Source organism: Bordetella genomosp. 5, from assembly GCF_002261475.1.
GTDB lineage: Bacteria > Pseudomonadota > Gammaproteobacteria > Burkholderiales > Burkholderiaceae_B > Bordetella.
On record NZ_NEVN01000004.1, the window covers coordinates 381,717 to 396,180 of the forward strand.

14 protein-coding genes are annotated in these 14,464 nt (G+C 67.9%); 9 read left to right on the top strand and 5 right to left on the bottom strand.

Features of this window, described 5'->3' with window-relative positions:
• Positions 1-10: 10 nt before the first annotated feature.
• The 3 genes from CEK29_RS08220 to CEK29_RS08230 all read right to left on the bottom strand — a co-directional run bounded on the left by CEK29_RS08220 (position 11) and on the right by CEK29_RS08230 (position 2,690).
• On the bottom strand, positions 11-952 hold the full coding sequence (locus tag CEK29_RS08220; RefSeq protein ID WP_094857788.1) for an NAD(P)-dependent oxidoreductase: 942 nt from the start codon (positions 950-952) through the stop codon (positions 11-13).
• Positions 949-1,632, bottom strand: a complete 684-nt coding sequence (locus tag CEK29_RS08225) for an RraA family protein (protein WP_094799092.1) — start codon at positions 1,630-1,632, stop codon at positions 949-951. Before CEK29_RS08225 ends, CEK29_RS08220 begins: the two co-directional genes overlap by 4 nt.
• 89 nt (positions 1,633-1,721) lie before the next feature.
• Positions 1,722-2,690 (bottom strand): Bug family tripartite tricarboxylate transporter substrate binding protein, encoded by a 969-nt coding sequence (locus tag CEK29_RS08230; protein ID WP_094799093.1) that lies wholly within the window; start codon positions 2,688-2,690, stop codon positions 1,722-1,724.
• 98 nt (positions 2,691-2,788) lie between these two features.
• On the opposite strand from CEK29_RS08230, the gene CEK29_RS08235 reads away from it, so the two are divergent.
• The 7 genes from CEK29_RS08235 to CEK29_RS08265 all read left to right on the top strand — a co-directional run bounded on the left by CEK29_RS08235 (position 2,789) and on the right by CEK29_RS08265 (position 9,650).
• Complete coding sequence (locus tag CEK29_RS08235) at positions 2,789-3,526, top strand: IclR family transcriptional regulator (RefSeq protein ID WP_094857789.1); 738 nt, start codon at positions 2,789-2,791, stop codon at positions 3,524-3,526.
• Between the two features lie 111 nt (positions 3,527-3,637).
• Positions 3,638-3,865: an RNA-binding S4 domain-containing protein gene (locus tag CEK29_RS08240; protein ID WP_094799095.1), complete on the top strand. Its 228-nt coding sequence runs from the start codon at positions 3,638-3,640 to the stop codon at positions 3,863-3,865.
• Positions 3,862-4,437, top strand: a complete 576-nt coding sequence (locus CEK29_RS08245; protein ID WP_094857790.1) for a restriction endonuclease — start codon at positions 3,862-3,864, stop codon at positions 4,435-4,437. The genes CEK29_RS08240 and CEK29_RS08245 overlap by 4 nt, the downstream gene beginning before the upstream one ends.
• Positions 4,438-4,717: 280 nt before the next feature.
• The gene (locus CEK29_RS08250; RefSeq protein WP_176456855.1) at positions 4,718-6,352 is read left to right on the top strand and encodes a methyl-accepting chemotaxis protein; all 1,635 of its coding nucleotides are present in this window, start codon (positions 4,718-4,720) and stop codon (positions 6,350-6,352) included.
• A gap of 115 nt (positions 6,353-6,467) precedes the next feature.
• Positions 6,468-7,130 carry a response regulator transcription factor gene (locus tag CEK29_RS08255; RefSeq protein ID WP_094857998.1) on the top strand — a complete coding sequence of 221 codons (663 nt, stop codon included), beginning with the start codon at positions 6,468-6,470 and terminating at the stop codon, positions 7,128-7,130.
• A complete protein-coding gene (locus CEK29_RS08260; protein WP_094857792.1) occupies positions 7,130-8,494 on the top strand; it encodes a sensor histidine kinase in 1,365 nt (454 codons plus the stop codon). The genes CEK29_RS08255 and CEK29_RS08260 overlap by 1 nt, the downstream gene beginning before the upstream one ends.
• A 172-nt stretch (positions 8,495-8,666) precedes the next feature.
• Positions 8,667-9,650, top strand: coding sequence for a TraB/GumN family protein (locus tag CEK29_RS08265; protein WP_176456856.1), 984 nt, complete (start codon positions 8,667-8,669; stop codon positions 9,648-9,650).
• A gap of 148 nt (positions 9,651-9,798) precedes the next feature.
• Here CEK29_RS08265 and CEK29_RS08270 read toward each other — a convergent pair whose 3' ends face one another.
• A complete protein-coding gene (locus tag CEK29_RS08270) occupies positions 9,799-11,010 on the bottom strand; it encodes a diguanylate phosphodiesterase (protein ID WP_094857794.1) in 1,212 nt (403 codons plus the stop codon).
• Positions 11,011-11,232: 222 nt separating this feature from the next.
• Between CEK29_RS08270 and CEK29_RS23850 the strand changes: the two genes are divergently transcribed.
• Both CEK29_RS23850 and CEK29_RS08275 read left to right on the top strand, forming a co-directional pair.
• Positions 11,233-11,400, top strand: coding sequence for a hypothetical protein (locus CEK29_RS23850; RefSeq protein WP_170948404.1), 168 nt, complete (start codon positions 11,233-11,235; stop codon positions 11,398-11,400).
• A 3-nt stretch (positions 11,401-11,403) separates the two neighbouring features.
• Positions 11,404-12,426, top strand: coding sequence for an NAD-dependent epimerase/dehydratase family protein (locus CEK29_RS08275; protein ID WP_094857795.1), 1,023 nt, complete (start codon positions 11,404-11,406; stop codon positions 12,424-12,426).
• A gap of 187 nt (positions 12,427-12,613) precedes the next feature.
• On the opposite strand, the gene CEK29_RS08280 is transcribed toward CEK29_RS08275, so the two are convergent.
• Entirely contained in the window at positions 12,614-14,233 is a 1,620-nt protein-coding gene (locus tag CEK29_RS08280) for a PQQ-dependent sugar dehydrogenase (protein ID WP_094857796.1), read from the bottom strand.
• Positions 14,234-14,464 lie beyond the last annotated feature (231 nt).

Here is a 14,464-nt window from a genome sequence, read left to right on the forward strand (position 1 = left end):
GCGCTTTCCTTTATGCGTGCGTGGGCTGGCGGGCCAGCACCTCGAGGGCGTTGCGGGCCGCCGCGACGCCCATGTTCACGTAGGCCGCGCTGGTGACGCCACCGATGTGCGGGCTCAGCAGGATGCGGGCCTCCTGCTGGAACGGATGGCCGGCGGCCATGGGCTCGGTGGCGAAGCTGTCCAGCCCCGCGCCGTGCACGTGACCCGAGCGCACGGCGGCCAGGAGCGCGTCTTCGTCGATCAGGCCGCCACGGGCGGTGTTCACCACGATCACGCCCGGGCGGCAGGCCGCCAGCGTGGCGGCGTTGAGCATGCCGCGGTTGTCATCGGTGAGCGGGCAATGGAGCGAGACGGCATGCGATTCGCGCCAGATGGCGTCGAGCGCCACGGGCTCGATGTAGGCAGGCAGGTTTTTGGCGTAGGGGTCGTAGCCGATCACGCGCATGCCGAGGCTCTGGCCCATGGCGGCCATGCGCATGCCAATCGCGCCCAGGCCCACCAGCCCCAGCGTCCTGCCGTCGAGCTCGATGCTCTTGTGGGTGGCCTTGTCCCAGTGACCGCCGCGCATGCGGGCGTCCAGCGTCACCACCGATTTGGCGCAGGCCATCAGCAGGGCCAGCGCCTGCTCGGCGACGGCCGCGGCGTTCACGCCGATCGCGGCGACGACCTCGATGCCGCGCGCCTTCGCGGCCACTTTGTCGATGGTGTCGGTGCCGCTGCCGTGCTTGGAAATCACGCGCAGCGCGGGGGCCGCGTCCATCGCGGGCGCGCCGACCTTGCTATAGCGCACGATGATTGCCACCGGGTTGTGCTGACGGCACAGCGCGACAATGTCGTCTTCGGACGGCGTCTTGCCGGCGAACACGACCTGGAAATCGTCGAGCAGCGCGAGAGCCTCGGGCGCCAGGTCGGCCGCCGTAACGAGAAGCGCGGGCTTTGCGACGGCATTCACAGCGATTCTCCTTCTTTGAGGACGCCGGCCGCGCGCAGGGCGGCATTGAGCCACTTGGCCTCAGTGTCGCCGCCCTGAATGGCGGCGATGCGGGCGGCTTCGTCGCGCACCTTCTTTTCGGCGGCGGGCAGCAGGCCTTCGAGCTTTTCGCGTTCGACCACGACCACGCCGTCGGCGTCGCCGATCACGAAGTCACCCGGGTGCACCGTCACGCCACCCAGCGAAATCGGGTGGCCGATGCGGCCCGGGACGTTCTTGGTCGGGCCGTTGGGATTCGTGCCGGCGGCAAACACCGGGTAGTCCATTTCGATGATCTCGGTGGCGTCGCGGGCGGCGCCGTCCATCACCACGCCGGCGATGCCGAGCTGGCGGCAGGCGTTCATCATGATGGTGCCCATGAGCGCGGCGCTCAGGTCGCCCTTGCCGTCGATCACGAGCACGTCGCCCGGCTTGGCCAGCGAGAGGGCGGCGTGGATCATCAGGTTGTCGCCGGGACGCACCTCGACGGTGAACGCCGTGCCGGCGAGCTTCATGCCCGGGTGCAGCGGCCGGATGCGGCCGTGCAGCGCGCCACGGCGGCCGGCCACGTCGGCCAGGATGGCGGGTTGCAGATCCGCGGCACGGCGCACGAGGTCGGCGCTGACGCGGGGGAAGTCTTTGATGATGTCCGGGTTTGCCATGAGAAATTCCAGGGTAGAGAAAGGTAAGGGCGGCCAGCGGCCGGCGCCACGCGCGGGCGCCGACTGCAAATCGAAGGGAAGGTGGGGGATTACTCGACGCGGGCGCCCGAGTCCTTGACGATCTTTCCCCAGCGGATGCGGTCGTCATGGATGAGTCGGGCGAACTCCTCGGGCGTGCTGGTCAGCACGCGCGCGCCTTGCTCCTGATACTTTTTGGCCAGATCCGGCGTCTTCAGCGCCTTGTTGAACTCAGCGTTCAGGCGCTTCACGATCTCCGGCGGCACGCCGTCCGGCGCGGCGAGGCCGAACCAGGTGACGGCCTCGAAGCCCGGATAGCCGCGCTCGGCGATGGTGGGCACGTCGGGCATGTCGGGCACGCGCTGCGCGGAGGTCACCGCGAGCGCACGCATCTTGCCGTTGCGCACATGGCCGATGAGCGTGGGCACCGAAGACAGGTACATGTCGATCTGCCCGCCGATCAGATCGTTGGAGGCCTGCGCCGCGCCTTTGTACGGCACGTGCATGAGCTTGATGCCGGCGGCGTTCTGCAGCTGCACGGCAGCCAGATGCGAGACGGTGCCGTTGCCGGAGCTGGCGTAGCTCAGCATGTCGGGCTTGGCCTTGGCGGCCGCGATCATGTCGTCGAGCGACTTGAGCGGCGAGTTGGCCGGCACGACGATGACGAGCGGCGCGTCGGCGATCAGGCCGATCGCGGTGAGGTCCTTTTCCGGGTCGTACGGCAGCTTGGGATACAGCGTGGGATTGATGGCCAGGTTGCTGGTCTGGCCGAGCACCAGGGTGTAGCCGTCCGGGTCGGCCTTCGCCACGGCGTCCACGCCGATGTTGCCGCCGGAGCCGGGGCGGTTCTCGGCCACGATGTTCCAGCCCGTGTTGCGTGCCACACCGAGCGCGGCCTCGCGGGCCAGCACGTCGGTGCCGCCGCCCGGCGGGAACGGAACGATCAGGCGGATGGGCTTGTTCGGAAAGTCCTGCGCCAGGCTGAGCCCGGTGGCGCAGAGCAAGGTGAGGCCCGACAACAGGCGCACGATCCTCTTCATGATTTGTCTCCGATGAATTTGTTTTTGGTGAAAGGGATTGTGGTCGCGTGTTCCACCCAATACAATCCATGTTCGTATAGCGAAACATGTCTCGTACAATGAACACTGATCCAAGCCAAGATCCGGATGCCGATCCGGCCGAAGAGGGCGTAGTCGCGGTGCGCCGCGCCATGCGCATCCTCGAAGCTTTCGGCGTCGAAGACACGCATCTGTCGCTGGCCGAGCTGAGCCGCCGCACCGAATGCCACCGATCCACGGTGCTGCGCCTGGCGCGCACGCTGGCGCTCGACGATTACCTGGCGCAGCGTGCCGACGGCACTTGGCGTCTGGGCCGCGCGGCGGGCTGGCTGGGCGCCTGTTATCAGGCCACGTTCAATGTGGTCGATGTCGTGCAGCCGGTATTGCGCGAGCTGTCGGCGGCCACGGGCGAGAGCGCCACGTTTTATGTGCGCGAAGGCAATCAGCGCATCTGCATGGCGCGGGTGGAAGGGCCACGGTCCATCCGGCATCACGTGCGCGTCGGCGCCGCGCTGCCGCTGGTCCAGGGGAGCCCCGGACGAGTGCTGCTGGCGTTCGCGGGCGAGGCCGGCGAGCCCTACGAATCGATTCGACGCGCGGGCTACATGATTTCGCTGGGCGAGCGCGACGCCGAGGTGTCGAGCATCTCGGCGCCGGTGTACGGCATCAACTGGACGCTGCTGGGCGCGATCTGCATTTCCGGGCCGCTCTCCCGCCTGACCGAATCCGTGCTGCTCGAGCACAAGGAGTCGATCCTCGGCGCCGCCAGCCAGTTATCGCGTTCGATGATGGGCGTGCGGCAGGGCGAGGGCCGGTAGGCGCGGGTCGTCCAGGCTCGCGCTGCCGCGGTTCCACCGCTGCCGTGCCGCCGGCGGCCGAACAGGCGTCGGGTACACTTGCGCAGGCTTTTTTTCTCCTCCGAAGGTCGCATGCCCCTCATCGAATTTACGCTTGCCGAAGGCAGCCCCTACATCGAAGTCAACCAGCTGCTTAAGGCCACTGGCGTGTGCGATAGCGGTGGCGCGGGCAAGGCGCTCGTGGCCGAGGGCTACGTCAGCGTGGGCGGCGTGATCGAGACCCGCAAGACCGCCAAGATCCGCGACGGCCAGATCGTCGACTGCGGCGATGTGCGCATCGTGGTGCGGGCGGCATCATGAAATTGAAGATGGCGAAAAACTCCATCTTTGCGGTGCTGCTGCGCTCGTCGTGGTGGATGAGCGCGGGGGTGGCTCTGCTGCTCTGCGTTGGTGGTTTTGCCGTATTGCCGCGCGATTTCGCGGCCATGGGCGTGTTTGCCGCCGTGCCGTTCGCCGTGATCGCGATCATCGCGGGCTACAAGCAGGCGAAGCGTCCGTCCGAGGCACGCATCGAGGTGGTGGTCAAAGCGGTGGCGACCCTGCACTGGGACCGGTTCCGGCCGCTGGTCGAGGGCGGGTTCATGCGCGACGGTTGCGAGGTGCGGCATCTCAATACCCCCGGCGCCGACTTCGCCCTCACCAAGGACGGCAACGTGGCGTTGGTCAGCGCCAGGCGCTGGAAAATCGCACGCGTGGGCGTGGAGCATCTGCGCGAGCTGCAGGCGCTGCGCGAACAGCAGGGTGCACGCGAGGCAATCTTCATCACGCTGGGCGATGTTTCCGACAATGCCTGGCAATACGCCAGGCAGCACGACGTGGCGATCATGCGGGCGCCCGAGCTGGCCCAGCTGCTGCGCCACCACAAGTTCTAGCCTCCAGGGCCCCGGGGCCGCCGGTATTTCTGAGGCCCCGGCGCTTCACGCCACCGGTATTTCTTTCTGCACGCCCGCGCCCGCCGCGGGCGTTTGCCTTCTGGGCCGGGCCTGGCCTGTCGTTAACGATCTGTTAAATGTCGCTTCGTATAGTGCCGCCGGTCGGCGTGTGCTGAGCGTGCGCCGACCCCGCAAATCGGCCGGTACGAGCGGCGCGGATCGCAGCATGCGCGCATTGCCGGGCATCCAGACAGACAGGCTAAATATGAATCTTGCAGCGATGAAAGTGAGGTCGCGCCTCGCATTGGGTTTTCTGACGTTGGTCATGGCATTGACGTTCCTCGGCGTGTTGTCGATCTACGCCCTGCGTACGCTGGACGCCGCCATTCACGAGATCGCTTTCGTGAACAACCAGCAGATGAAGCTGGCGCTGACCATGACGGATCGGATTCAGGATCGCGCCATCGCGGTGCGTAACGTGGTGCTGTCGACCGACGCGCAGGTGGTGGATCGCGAGGCCAAGCGCGCGGCCACCGCTGCCAGCGCCTACAGCGAGGCCAGCGATCGGCTGGCGCAGATGTTCGCGGCAGATAGCGGCACCACCGAGGAGGAGCATCGCCTGTTCCGCGCCGTGCGGCAGGCGCAGCAGGAAGCGTTGCCGATCTTCAATCGGGCAATGGATGCCGGCATCCGCAACGACGCCGCCGAGGCCGCGCGCATCCTGCGCGATGAGCTCCGCGCCAAGCAGGATGCGTGGCTGGGGCACCTGAACGCGTTGAGCGAGCTCGAAAGCAAGCTGAGCGACGAGGCCGCCAATCTTGCGGCAGGCACGGTGACGACCTTGCAGTCGACCATCGTCGTCACCATGGTGATCGCGCTATTGCTGGGCGTGGCGGCCGCCATGCTGATCACGCGCAGCATTCTCAAGCAGCTGGGCGGCGAGCCCGCCGACGCGCAGCGCCTGGCCGGTGCCATCGCCGCGGGCGATCTCACCACCTCGCTGCAGCTGGACCCCAAAGACCGCAGCAGCCTGATGCATTCCCTCGAGGCGATGCGCGGTCAACTGGCGGAAACCGTGGGCACCATCGTGGTCGCCGCCGAGGCGATCTCGACCGCGTCGGCGCAGATCGCGGAAGGCAACGCCGACCTGTCGCAGCGCACCGAAGAGCAGGCTGCCTCTCTTGAAGAAACCGCCGCCAGCATCGAAGAGCTCACCTCGACGGTCCGCATGAACCAGGACAACGCGGTCAGCGGCAGCAGCCTGGCGCTGGACTGCACCAGCCTGACCGAGGCCGCCGGCCAGGTGGTCCAGGAGGTGGTCGCCTCGATGGGCGCCATTTCGGGTGATGCCGAACGCGTGGGCGAGATCGTCGCGGTGATCGACAGCATCGCGTTCCAGACCAACATCCTGGCGCTGAACGCCGCCGTCGAGGCGGCCCGCGCAGGCGAGCAGGGCCGCGGGTTCGCGGTCGTGGCAACCGAAGTGCGCGCCCTGGCGCAGCGCAGTGCCACGGCGGCGAAGGAGATCAAGGTTCTGATCGAGAACTCCAAGCAGGCCGTGAACAGCGGCGCCGGCCTGGCTGGGCGTGCGGGTGACCAGATGGAAAAGGTGCTCACCGCCGTCGCGGGGCTGAAGGAAGTGACGGCGGAAATCGCCACCGCCTCGACCGAGCAGACGGGCGGGATCGAGCAGGTCAATGTGGCGGTGGCGCAGATGGACGCCATGACGCAGCAAAACGCGGCCCTGGTCGAAGAGTCCGCCGCGGCGGCGAGCGCGATGGCCACGCAGGCGCGCGAGCTCCTGAACGCGGTGGCCCGCTTCAAGACGCACGCACAGGCGGGGCGCGTGCAGCCGCCTCGCGCCGCCGCAAGCGGTGCCACGGCCCGCCTCGCGCTCGCGCATTCCGCGCTGTAAGCGCGATGACGCCACGGCCGGCGCGGGATGCGTCCGCCGTGGCAGGAACACCCGCCGCGCCCCGGCGGGCGCGGCGCGGCTATGATGCCGGCACAATAAAAGGAGAAAGGAATTGATGCGAGTCCTGCTGGTCGAGGACGACGCCATGCTTGCCGATGCGTTGACACTGGCCCTGGAAGAACAGGGCTTTGTCGCGACCATCGTGCAGGACGTGCAGGCCGCCAAGGTGATGCTGCTCGCGCACGACTTCGTCGTGGTGTTGCTGGACATCGCGTTGGTGCGCGGCTCGGGGCTGGACGTGCTGCGGTTCGTGCGAAACCGCGGCGACTGTGTACCGGTGATCCTGATCACGGCCCGCGACGCGCTGAGCGATCGCATCAAGGGCCTGGACCTGGGCGCCGATGATTACCTGACCAAGCCGTTCGAGCCCTCCGAACTGTTCGCGCGGATGCGGGCGCTGCTGCGCCGGAGCAACACGGGATCGGATCAGGTGTTGGTGTGGCAACACCTGCGACTCGATCTCGCCCGCCATTGCCTGCATGTCGATGGCATCGAGCTGCGCCTCTCCGAGCAGGAGCACCGCACGCTGGCGGTGTTGCTGCGCAATCCGAACCGGCTGGTGCCCAAAGAAGAACTGGAGGCGGGCATCTATGGGCAGGAGTACACGGGCGCGAGCAACACGGTCGCGGTCTTCATCCATGCCTTGCGGCGCAAACTCGGCAACGACCTGATCGAGACCGTCCACGGTCAGGGCTATCGCATGCGCAGGGGTATGTGATGAGGATCGCGGTGCAGCGCTCGCTGCGCGTGCAGGTGCTGGTGGGCATCCTCGGCGCGATGCTGGTGTCATGGCTGGTGCAGTTCGGTTTTTACTGGAGCAGCCATACGCGCGAGCAATCCGGCGTCCGAGACCACGAGCTGCGCACCGCGGCGCGCAGCATCGGGTTTCTGCTTGCCACGGTGCCGCCGGGGCAGGCGCTTCAATGGGGCACGCCCGCGCCCGGCCGCCATCCCTTGCAAAGCATCGGGCCGGCCGAGTTCCAGATCTGGGATCTGGTGGCGGACAAGCTCGTCCTGTCGTCGCAGCGCGCGCCCGCCGTGCGGATGGCACCGGAGCAATCGGGGGGCTTCGTCACCCATGACGTGGCGGGTGAGTCCTGGCGCGTCTACACCTCGCTCGACGCATCCGCGCGCTACGAGATCATGGCAGGCGCGCCGACCCGACGGTTCTACGAACAGCTGGTCTCGCGGTTCTGGCTGGGCTCGTTCGTGACGCTGGTGATGTTTCTTGCGATCGGCAGCATCGCGGTGCTGATCGTGTGGCGCTCGCTGCGCGAGTTGAACCGCGTGGGCGCCGACCTGAGCGCGCGCGACCCGGCCGATGGTGTCGAGCTCGACGAGCGCGCGGTACCGACCGAGACCCGCCCGCTCATCCGTGCCATCAATCAGCGGCAGCGCCGGGTGCTCGAGCTGATCGCCAACGAGCGCCGCTTCATCGGCGACGCCGCGCACGAGCTCCGCACGCCGCTGGCCGTACTGGCCGTCTACGCCGACACCGCGTATCGTACGGGTGATCCCGAGAAGGCAAAGCTCCTGATGCAGAAGATCTCGGACACGACGCGGCGCAGCACACGCATCGTGGAACAGCTGCTGGATATGGCGCGCATGGACTCGCAGGGCAGCACGATGCGCTTCGAGGCGGTCGACCTGGCGGAAGTCGCTCGCCTGGTGATATCGGACATGCAATCGGCGATCGACGAGCGCGAGCAGACGCTGCGCCCGGAGCTGCCGTCGCTGCGGGTGTGGGGGCAGGTCGACGCGTTGGGCACCCTGATGCGCAATCTGCTGGACAATGCCAGCCGCTACAGCGGCGAGGGCAGCGAGCTGGGTCTGTGCATCCGGCAGGAAGGCGACGAGATTCTGCTGGTCGTGTGCGACACCGGCCCGGGCATCCCCGCGGCGGAGCGCACGCGTGTCTTCAACCCGTTCTACCGCCTGCCGGGCGCACCCAGCCACGGCAGCGGCATCGGCCTCGCGCTGGTGGCCCGCATCGCGGCGTTGCACCGGGCGACGGTGACCGTGACGGACACGCGCGACGGTCGCGGGGCGTGCTTTGTCGTGCGGTTTCCGGTATTGCCTTGAGCCGGGGCGCGAGGTTTCCTGCGGCCGTTAGTCCAGGTGAGTGACAGTGTGGACCGCAGGTTCCAGGCCGGGGGGGCAGGGGCAGAGCGGCGGATACGGACGCCATGTCCGCCGTGGTACCTTTTCCCTGCATCGATTTCAGTGGAGAGGGAACATGGCGTGGCGTGGGCTGTTGGCAATCGGAACCGCACTCGGACTGGCCTGCGGCGGCCCGGCAGCGGCGGCGCCCGCAGGCGTGCCCGCCTGGGAGGTGACCGCGCCTTCGGGCGCCACCAGCATCGTGCTGGGTGGCCTGCAACGTCCGGCCGCCGGGCTGCTGATGCCGGCGCCCGCCGTGGTCCAGGGCAAGTCGCGCCTGGTGTTGATGCTCGACAGGGCCGCCGAAGCGGAGCCCTTCGAGCCGGGGCCCGCGTTTGTCGACCCGGCGGCGATGGCGGAGACCGGCCGCACCGGCGGGTTGGGCCGGGCGCCCTGGGCCAGCAAGCTGACGGATGCACAGATCGACCAGATGCGCACCAACGCGCGCTGCTTCATGCGGCAAGCCGCCGAGGAGGAGGGCGAGCCCGTCGATCCCGCGCTGGACGCGAGCGATGCCGAGTACTGGCTGCGCATCGCGGTGGGTGGGCGTGATCCATATTTCGCGCTGGCGCTGGCCGCCGCGCACTGCATGCCGCCGGGCACGCGTTCGCGCGAGTCCGTTCTGCGTGAGGCGGCCGCCGCGGCGGACGTGCCGGTGGTGGCGGTGGACAGTACCACGCAGCTCTATGCCCGCTACTGGTCGACGCCGATTGCGCTGCTCCGGACCCTGCTTTATCAAAACGCCCTGACACCGCTGGCGCGCCAGGATCTGCAGCGCCTCGTCGACGCGCTCAATGCCGGCGATCTGGATGCGCTGGCGCAAGCCTCGAAGCCGAGCGGACTGTCAGCGTCCGAGCAGAAGCGGTTCGATCGGCTGATGGTGTTCGATGCGGTGGACGCGATACTGCCCAAGCTCGAGGTTCATCTCGGTCAGGGCAACGCGCTGGTGGTGTTCGATGCCGGCAAGCTGAGCGGCGAGTATGGCCTGCTGCCGAAGCTCACGCAGGCGGGCTACACGGTCAAGCCCATCGCGCTGCCGGCGGACGGGGCGCCCGTGCCGCCGCGCCAGGGCGGGTGAGGCAGGGAAGGGTAGCTGCTACGCGGCCAGGGTGGCCTGCGCGGTCTATGCGGCCTACGCGGCCCGGCCCGGCCTACGCGACCTGCGCGGCCCCGCTCGGCCTACGCGACCTGCCCGGCCCGGCCCGCCCCTCTCGCGAGGGGTTAAGTCAGCTCAGCGGCTGGCGCTCGGGCCAATGGATCGCGGGCACGCGGTTGAGCGCGGGGCGGGCAAACAGATAGCCCTGGAATCGCTCCACGCCCGCCGCCTGAAGCCAGCACCACTCCTCGACCTCTTCCACGCCTTCGGCCACGGGGGTGATGCCCATCGCGGCGCAGGCCTGCAGAATGGCGCGCACGATGGCCTGACGCGGTCCGTCGGTGTGGATGCCCTGGATCAGCTTGCGGTCGATCTTGAGCTTGTCGGGCTGGAATTCGGCCAGGAGCGACAGCCCTGCGAAACCCGCGCCGAAATCGTCGATGGCGACGCCGATGCCCGCCTTGCGCAGTTGCGTGATGGAAGCGCCGAACGTGCTCAGGCAGGAGATGGCCTCCTGCTCCGTCACTTCCACGATGACCTGTCGCGGCGACAATCCGCTCTCCGCGATCTGTGCCAGCAGACAGTCCACCGCATCGGGCACGGTGATCAACGACATGGGAAACAGATTGACCGAGATTTTGGTGCTCTGGATGCCCAGCTGCTTTGCCGCGTCGAAGGCCACGCCCTTGGACTGCAGGTCGGCCATGTAGCGCGCTTCGTGCGGAACCGACGCGAAATACTCGTCCGGCGAGCCGCCCGTGTCGCTGCGGATCAATAGCTCGTAAGAAGTGACCTTGCGTCGCAGTGGTTCGACGATGGGCTGCAGCGCGAATTGGCAGGGCGGGCCGGGCAGAAGCCGTCCGGGCCCCGACGCGGGCTGGCCCGCCGTGGTGAACTGCCACTCGCGCGCATCGTCGCCTTCGACGATGTGATCGGTCCAGCGTGCCTTGGCATAGACGTGCAGGATATTGACCACGCGGTCATCGCGGCTCGGGCTCTTGGTCATCTTGTCGAGCACGGCGGACAGCACGTCGTCGGGACGGCTGTCGCGCAGGTCGAGCATCGCCATCTCATCGCCGTCGAAGCGCCGCGTCGGCGCATTGTCGCGCAGCAGCTGCACCACGTTGCAATGTCGATCATCGCGCTTGATCGAGTCGTACAACGACGTCACCGCGGCTTCCGGCCCCTCGAGCAGCTGCACGAAATGCACGCCATCGAAGAGCAGGATGCCGGTGACACCCAGCGCCGCATTGCGCTGCCGGGCCGCATCGAGCAGCCGATCGAACTCTTCCAGCGGCAGTGGCGCGCTGAGGCGACTGCGGTAGATCAACGTGCAAAGCATGGCATCCTCTGTGAGTGCGCTGCAGGCGGAGAGGTCGCCGGGGTACGGGACTAGCATATCAGCAGGATGGCATCCGATATGCATGAAATGAGGGGGAGATACGGGGCACTTCATGAATTGCAGGGCTTTATGCGAACGTTTTCTGCATACTTCATGCAAAATACTTGCCTGTCTTCTTTTTTGTTCCGGTTTATTGCGGAACGTGTCGTCCAGGAGTGTGTGTTGAAGCCGATTTACTACCTCGCGGGCATCGTGCCCGCCGTGATCGTCGTGGGTGTACTGCTGGCCGTGAAGCCCGATGCACTGACGCTGCCGATCTATATCGGAATCGGCGTCGGCGCGGGTGCCATCGTTGCGATCGTGTCGCAGATCTACGGCAAGAAAGACTGAGCCATGCAGGATCTTGCGTTGCCACAGCGCCTGTTTCTCACGGGCGGCAGCGGCTATGTCGGCCGCAATCTGATCCGGCATTTCGTCGCGCTCGGTGTCGAAGTGGTTGCGCTCGCACGCAACGATCGCGCCTGCGAAACGGTCGAAGCGCTCGGCGCCCAAGCCGTGCAGGGCGATCTGCTTGCCGAAGGAATGAGCGAGGCAATGCAAGGCTGCCAGGCCTTGATCCATGCCGCGGCGCATACGGGCCATGGTCTGCCCACGCCCGCGCAACGCCGTGTCAATGTCGAAGGCACTCAGCACATCCTCGCCGCCGCGCGCGAGGCCGGCATCCGACGCGTGGTGCATCTCAGCACCGAGTCGGTCCTGCTCGACGGCCGGCCTTTGATCAGCGCCAACGAATCGCAGCCCTATCCGCGCCGGCCCGCCGGCGGATACTCGGTCACGAAAGCCGAGGCCGAGCGCATCGCGCTGGCCCACAACGATGCGCGGATGGAAGTCATCGTGCTGCGACCGCGTTTCGTGTGGGGCCGCGACGACACCACGGCCTTGCCGCAGTTGCTCAAGGCGGTCGAGAAAAAGAGATTCGCCTGGGTCGATGGCGGGCGTTATCTGACGTCCACCACGCACATCGGCAATCTGATGCATGGGGTGGAGCGCGCGCTGCGGGCGGGCAAAGCGGGCGAGGTCTACTTCATCACGGATGGCGAGCCCGTCGAGTTTCGCGGTTTCATCACCGCGCTGCTCGCCACGCAGGGGCGCACGGCGCCGGACAAGAGCGTGCCGCGCTGGTTGCTGCGTGCGATCGCCACCTTGAGTACCTGGGCCGCCACCACCAGCCGGGGCAATCGTCCGCCGCCCGTCACGTTGCAGCAGTTCGCGACGTCGGCGGTCGAAGTCACGCTCGATATTTCCAAGGCGCGGCGCGAGCTGGATTACGCGCCGCCCATCGATCGCGAGCAGGGCCTGCAGGAATTGCGCGATCGGCGGCAGGCGGACACCGGCGTGCCGGCATCCGCGGGCTAAGGTAAGGTCCTGCTCATCCGGCGTCGCGGCACCGGCGTATGCCGCGCCGCTCGACGCCGGATGCTCTCGCCGTACTCAGTGGACCTGCCGACGGCGGCTGGCAGCGGGAGCGCCGGTGAACGCACTGCGATGACGCGGCCGCCTTCTTCGGCCACGCCGGTCATGATGAGCTCGTGGCGCTCGGCCCTCATTTTGCCGCCGCGGGCGTCACCCGCAGCAGCCGCGCATCCACGCCGTCGGTCAGCACATAGATCGCGCCGTCGGGTGCCACCTTGACGTCACGCATGCGCTCGCCGAGCTCCGATAGCAGCAATTGCTCGCCCGTGATGCGCTGACCCTCGCGCATCACGCGGCGTACCGCGCGTTCCTTCAACGCTGGGACCAGCAGATCGCCGCGCCATTCGGGGAACAGCGCGCCGCGGTAGATCGCCAGCCCGGCCGGCGCGATCGAGGGCGTCCAGTCGAGGATCGGGTCTTGATAACCGGCCAGCGTCTGGAATGGCGTGATCCGGGCAAACGGGTAGTCGATCCCGCCGGTGATCAGCGGCCAGCCGTAGTTGCCGCCCGCGACCACGCGATTGACCTCGTCGCCGCCGCGCGCACCGTGTTCGGTCACGAGCAGTTCGCCGTTTTCGGGGTCAACGGCGATGCCTTGCGCGTTGCGATGGCCGAGGCTGTAGATCTCGCGGGCGGCGCCGGCTCGTTGTGCGTAGGGATTGTCGTGGGGCACCTGTCCGTCATGCGTCAGCCGCACGACGGTACCGAGGTGGTTGGCCCGGTTCTGCGCTTCTTCGCGCTGCGCATTGCCGTCGCCCACCGTGAGCACGAGCGTGCCGTCGCCGAGAAACGCCAGCCGGCCGCCGTTGTTGCCCGCCGTGGATTTCGAGGTGGCGCTGAACAGCACGCGCACGTCCTCGAGCCGGTCGTGCACGAGTCGCGCACTGACCAGACGCGTGCCATTGGCCCGCGGCTCGCCGTGGCCCATCGTGAGATAGATGCGGGCATTGCTGGCGAAGTCGGGGTCGAGCGCCACCTCCATCAGGCCGCTCACGCCGCCCTGATGAAAAATCGGCGGCAATCCGGTGAGCGCGATGTCGCCGGTCGAGCCGTCGCGCGCGATCGTGCGCAGCCGTCCCGCCATCTCCGTGACGAGCACGCGGCCGTCAGGCAGGAACGCCACCGACCAAGGGCGATTCAATCCGCTCGCCACCGTCTGCACCGCATAGCTCGCCGGATCCACGGGCTCGGGCTTCGCGCCCGCGCGAGGGGCCGCGATCGCAAAGAGCGCTGCGGGTATGAGCGCCAGCACGCCCGTTGCCGCGCCTTCGCGCCACGCCGACAGTCCGCGCTGTGCGCGGGCGGCGAGCCGCACGGGCGAGGTCATCCGGGCATACAGCAAGCCCGCCGGCAGCGCGCAGAGCGACATCAGCGCGTAGCCGGGCATCCCCCGCGTACCGGGAAGCGCGGGCATCGGAATCACCCAGCGCATCAAGGCGAATGCCGTTGCCAGGCCGGCCACGGCCGCCAGACTCAACAACGCGGTGCGGGCCTGGATCCGCGTGAGGCGCAAGAGCAGGTGCGCCACGGTAAAGGCGAGCAGCAGCGCCACCAGGGCGATGCCCGTCATCACGGGCCCGAAGGTCGCCACGTCCTGCAGCGTGGTGATCAGCCAGAGCGGCGTCGTCAGCGGCGCGCCGAGCGCAAGCAGGGCGCTCAGGCTCACCTGCGTCTGCACGGCACTGGCGAGAGCGCCTGTCAGAAGGGCGGCGGCGAGGAGGGCGGTGAGGTGGCGGAGTTTGGTGACCATTGCAGGGCGTGGGCAAATGCGGGAATAGGGGCGTGGCGGGTCAATCGTGCGCGCAGGGCCGGACTCGCATCCGCACACGTGCGACACCGTGCACGCGGGCGGACGAGCCCGCGCGTACGCCTGGCGCCTCGGCGCGACACGACGGGGATCTCGGCATCGGCGTCTTTCACCGGCGGTTTCGCGACGACTGCGAGCCCGTATTCCTGCGCCGCCGGCCGTAGGCTACCCGCA

Coding starts and splice junctions, on each gene's coding strand:
- CEK29_RS08275 (WP_094857795.1), top strand. CDS start 11,404: ATGCAGGATCTTGCGTTGCCACAGCGCCTGTTTCTCACGGGCGGCAGC.
- CEK29_RS08270 (WP_094857794.1), bottom strand. CDS start 11,010: ATGCTTTGCACGTTGATCTACCGCAGTCGCCTCAGCGCGCCACTGCCG.
- CEK29_RS08240 (WP_094799095.1), top strand. CDS start 3,638: ATGCCCCTCATCGAATTTACGCTTGCCGAAGGCAGCCCCTACATCGAA.
- CEK29_RS08280 (WP_094857796.1), bottom strand. CDS start 14,233: ATGGTCACCAAACTCCGCCACCTCACCGCCCTCCTCGCCGCCGCCCTT.
- CEK29_RS08230 (WP_094799093.1), bottom strand. CDS start 2,690: ATGAAGAGGATCGTGCGCCTGTTGTCGGGCCTCACCTTGCTCTGCGCC.
- CEK29_RS08225 (WP_094799092.1), bottom strand. CDS start 1,632: ATGGCAAACCCGGACATCATCAAAGACTTCCCCCGCGTCAGCGCCGAC.
- CEK29_RS08245 (WP_094857790.1), top strand. CDS start 3,862: ATGAAATTGAAGATGGCGAAAAACTCCATCTTTGCGGTGCTGCTGCGC.
- CEK29_RS08255 (WP_094857998.1), top strand. CDS start 6,468: ATGCGAGTCCTGCTGGTCGAGGACGACGCCATGCTTGCCGATGCGTTG.
- CEK29_RS08250 (WP_176456855.1), top strand. CDS start 4,718: ATGAAAGTGAGGTCGCGCCTCGCATTGGGTTTTCTGACGTTGGTCATG.
- CEK29_RS08260 (WP_094857792.1), top strand. CDS start 7,130: ATGAGGATCGCGGTGCAGCGCTCGCTGCGCGTGCAGGTGCTGGTGGGC.
- CEK29_RS08235 (WP_094857789.1), top strand. CDS start 2,789: ATGAACACTGATCCAAGCCAAGATCCGGATGCCGATCCGGCCGAAGAG.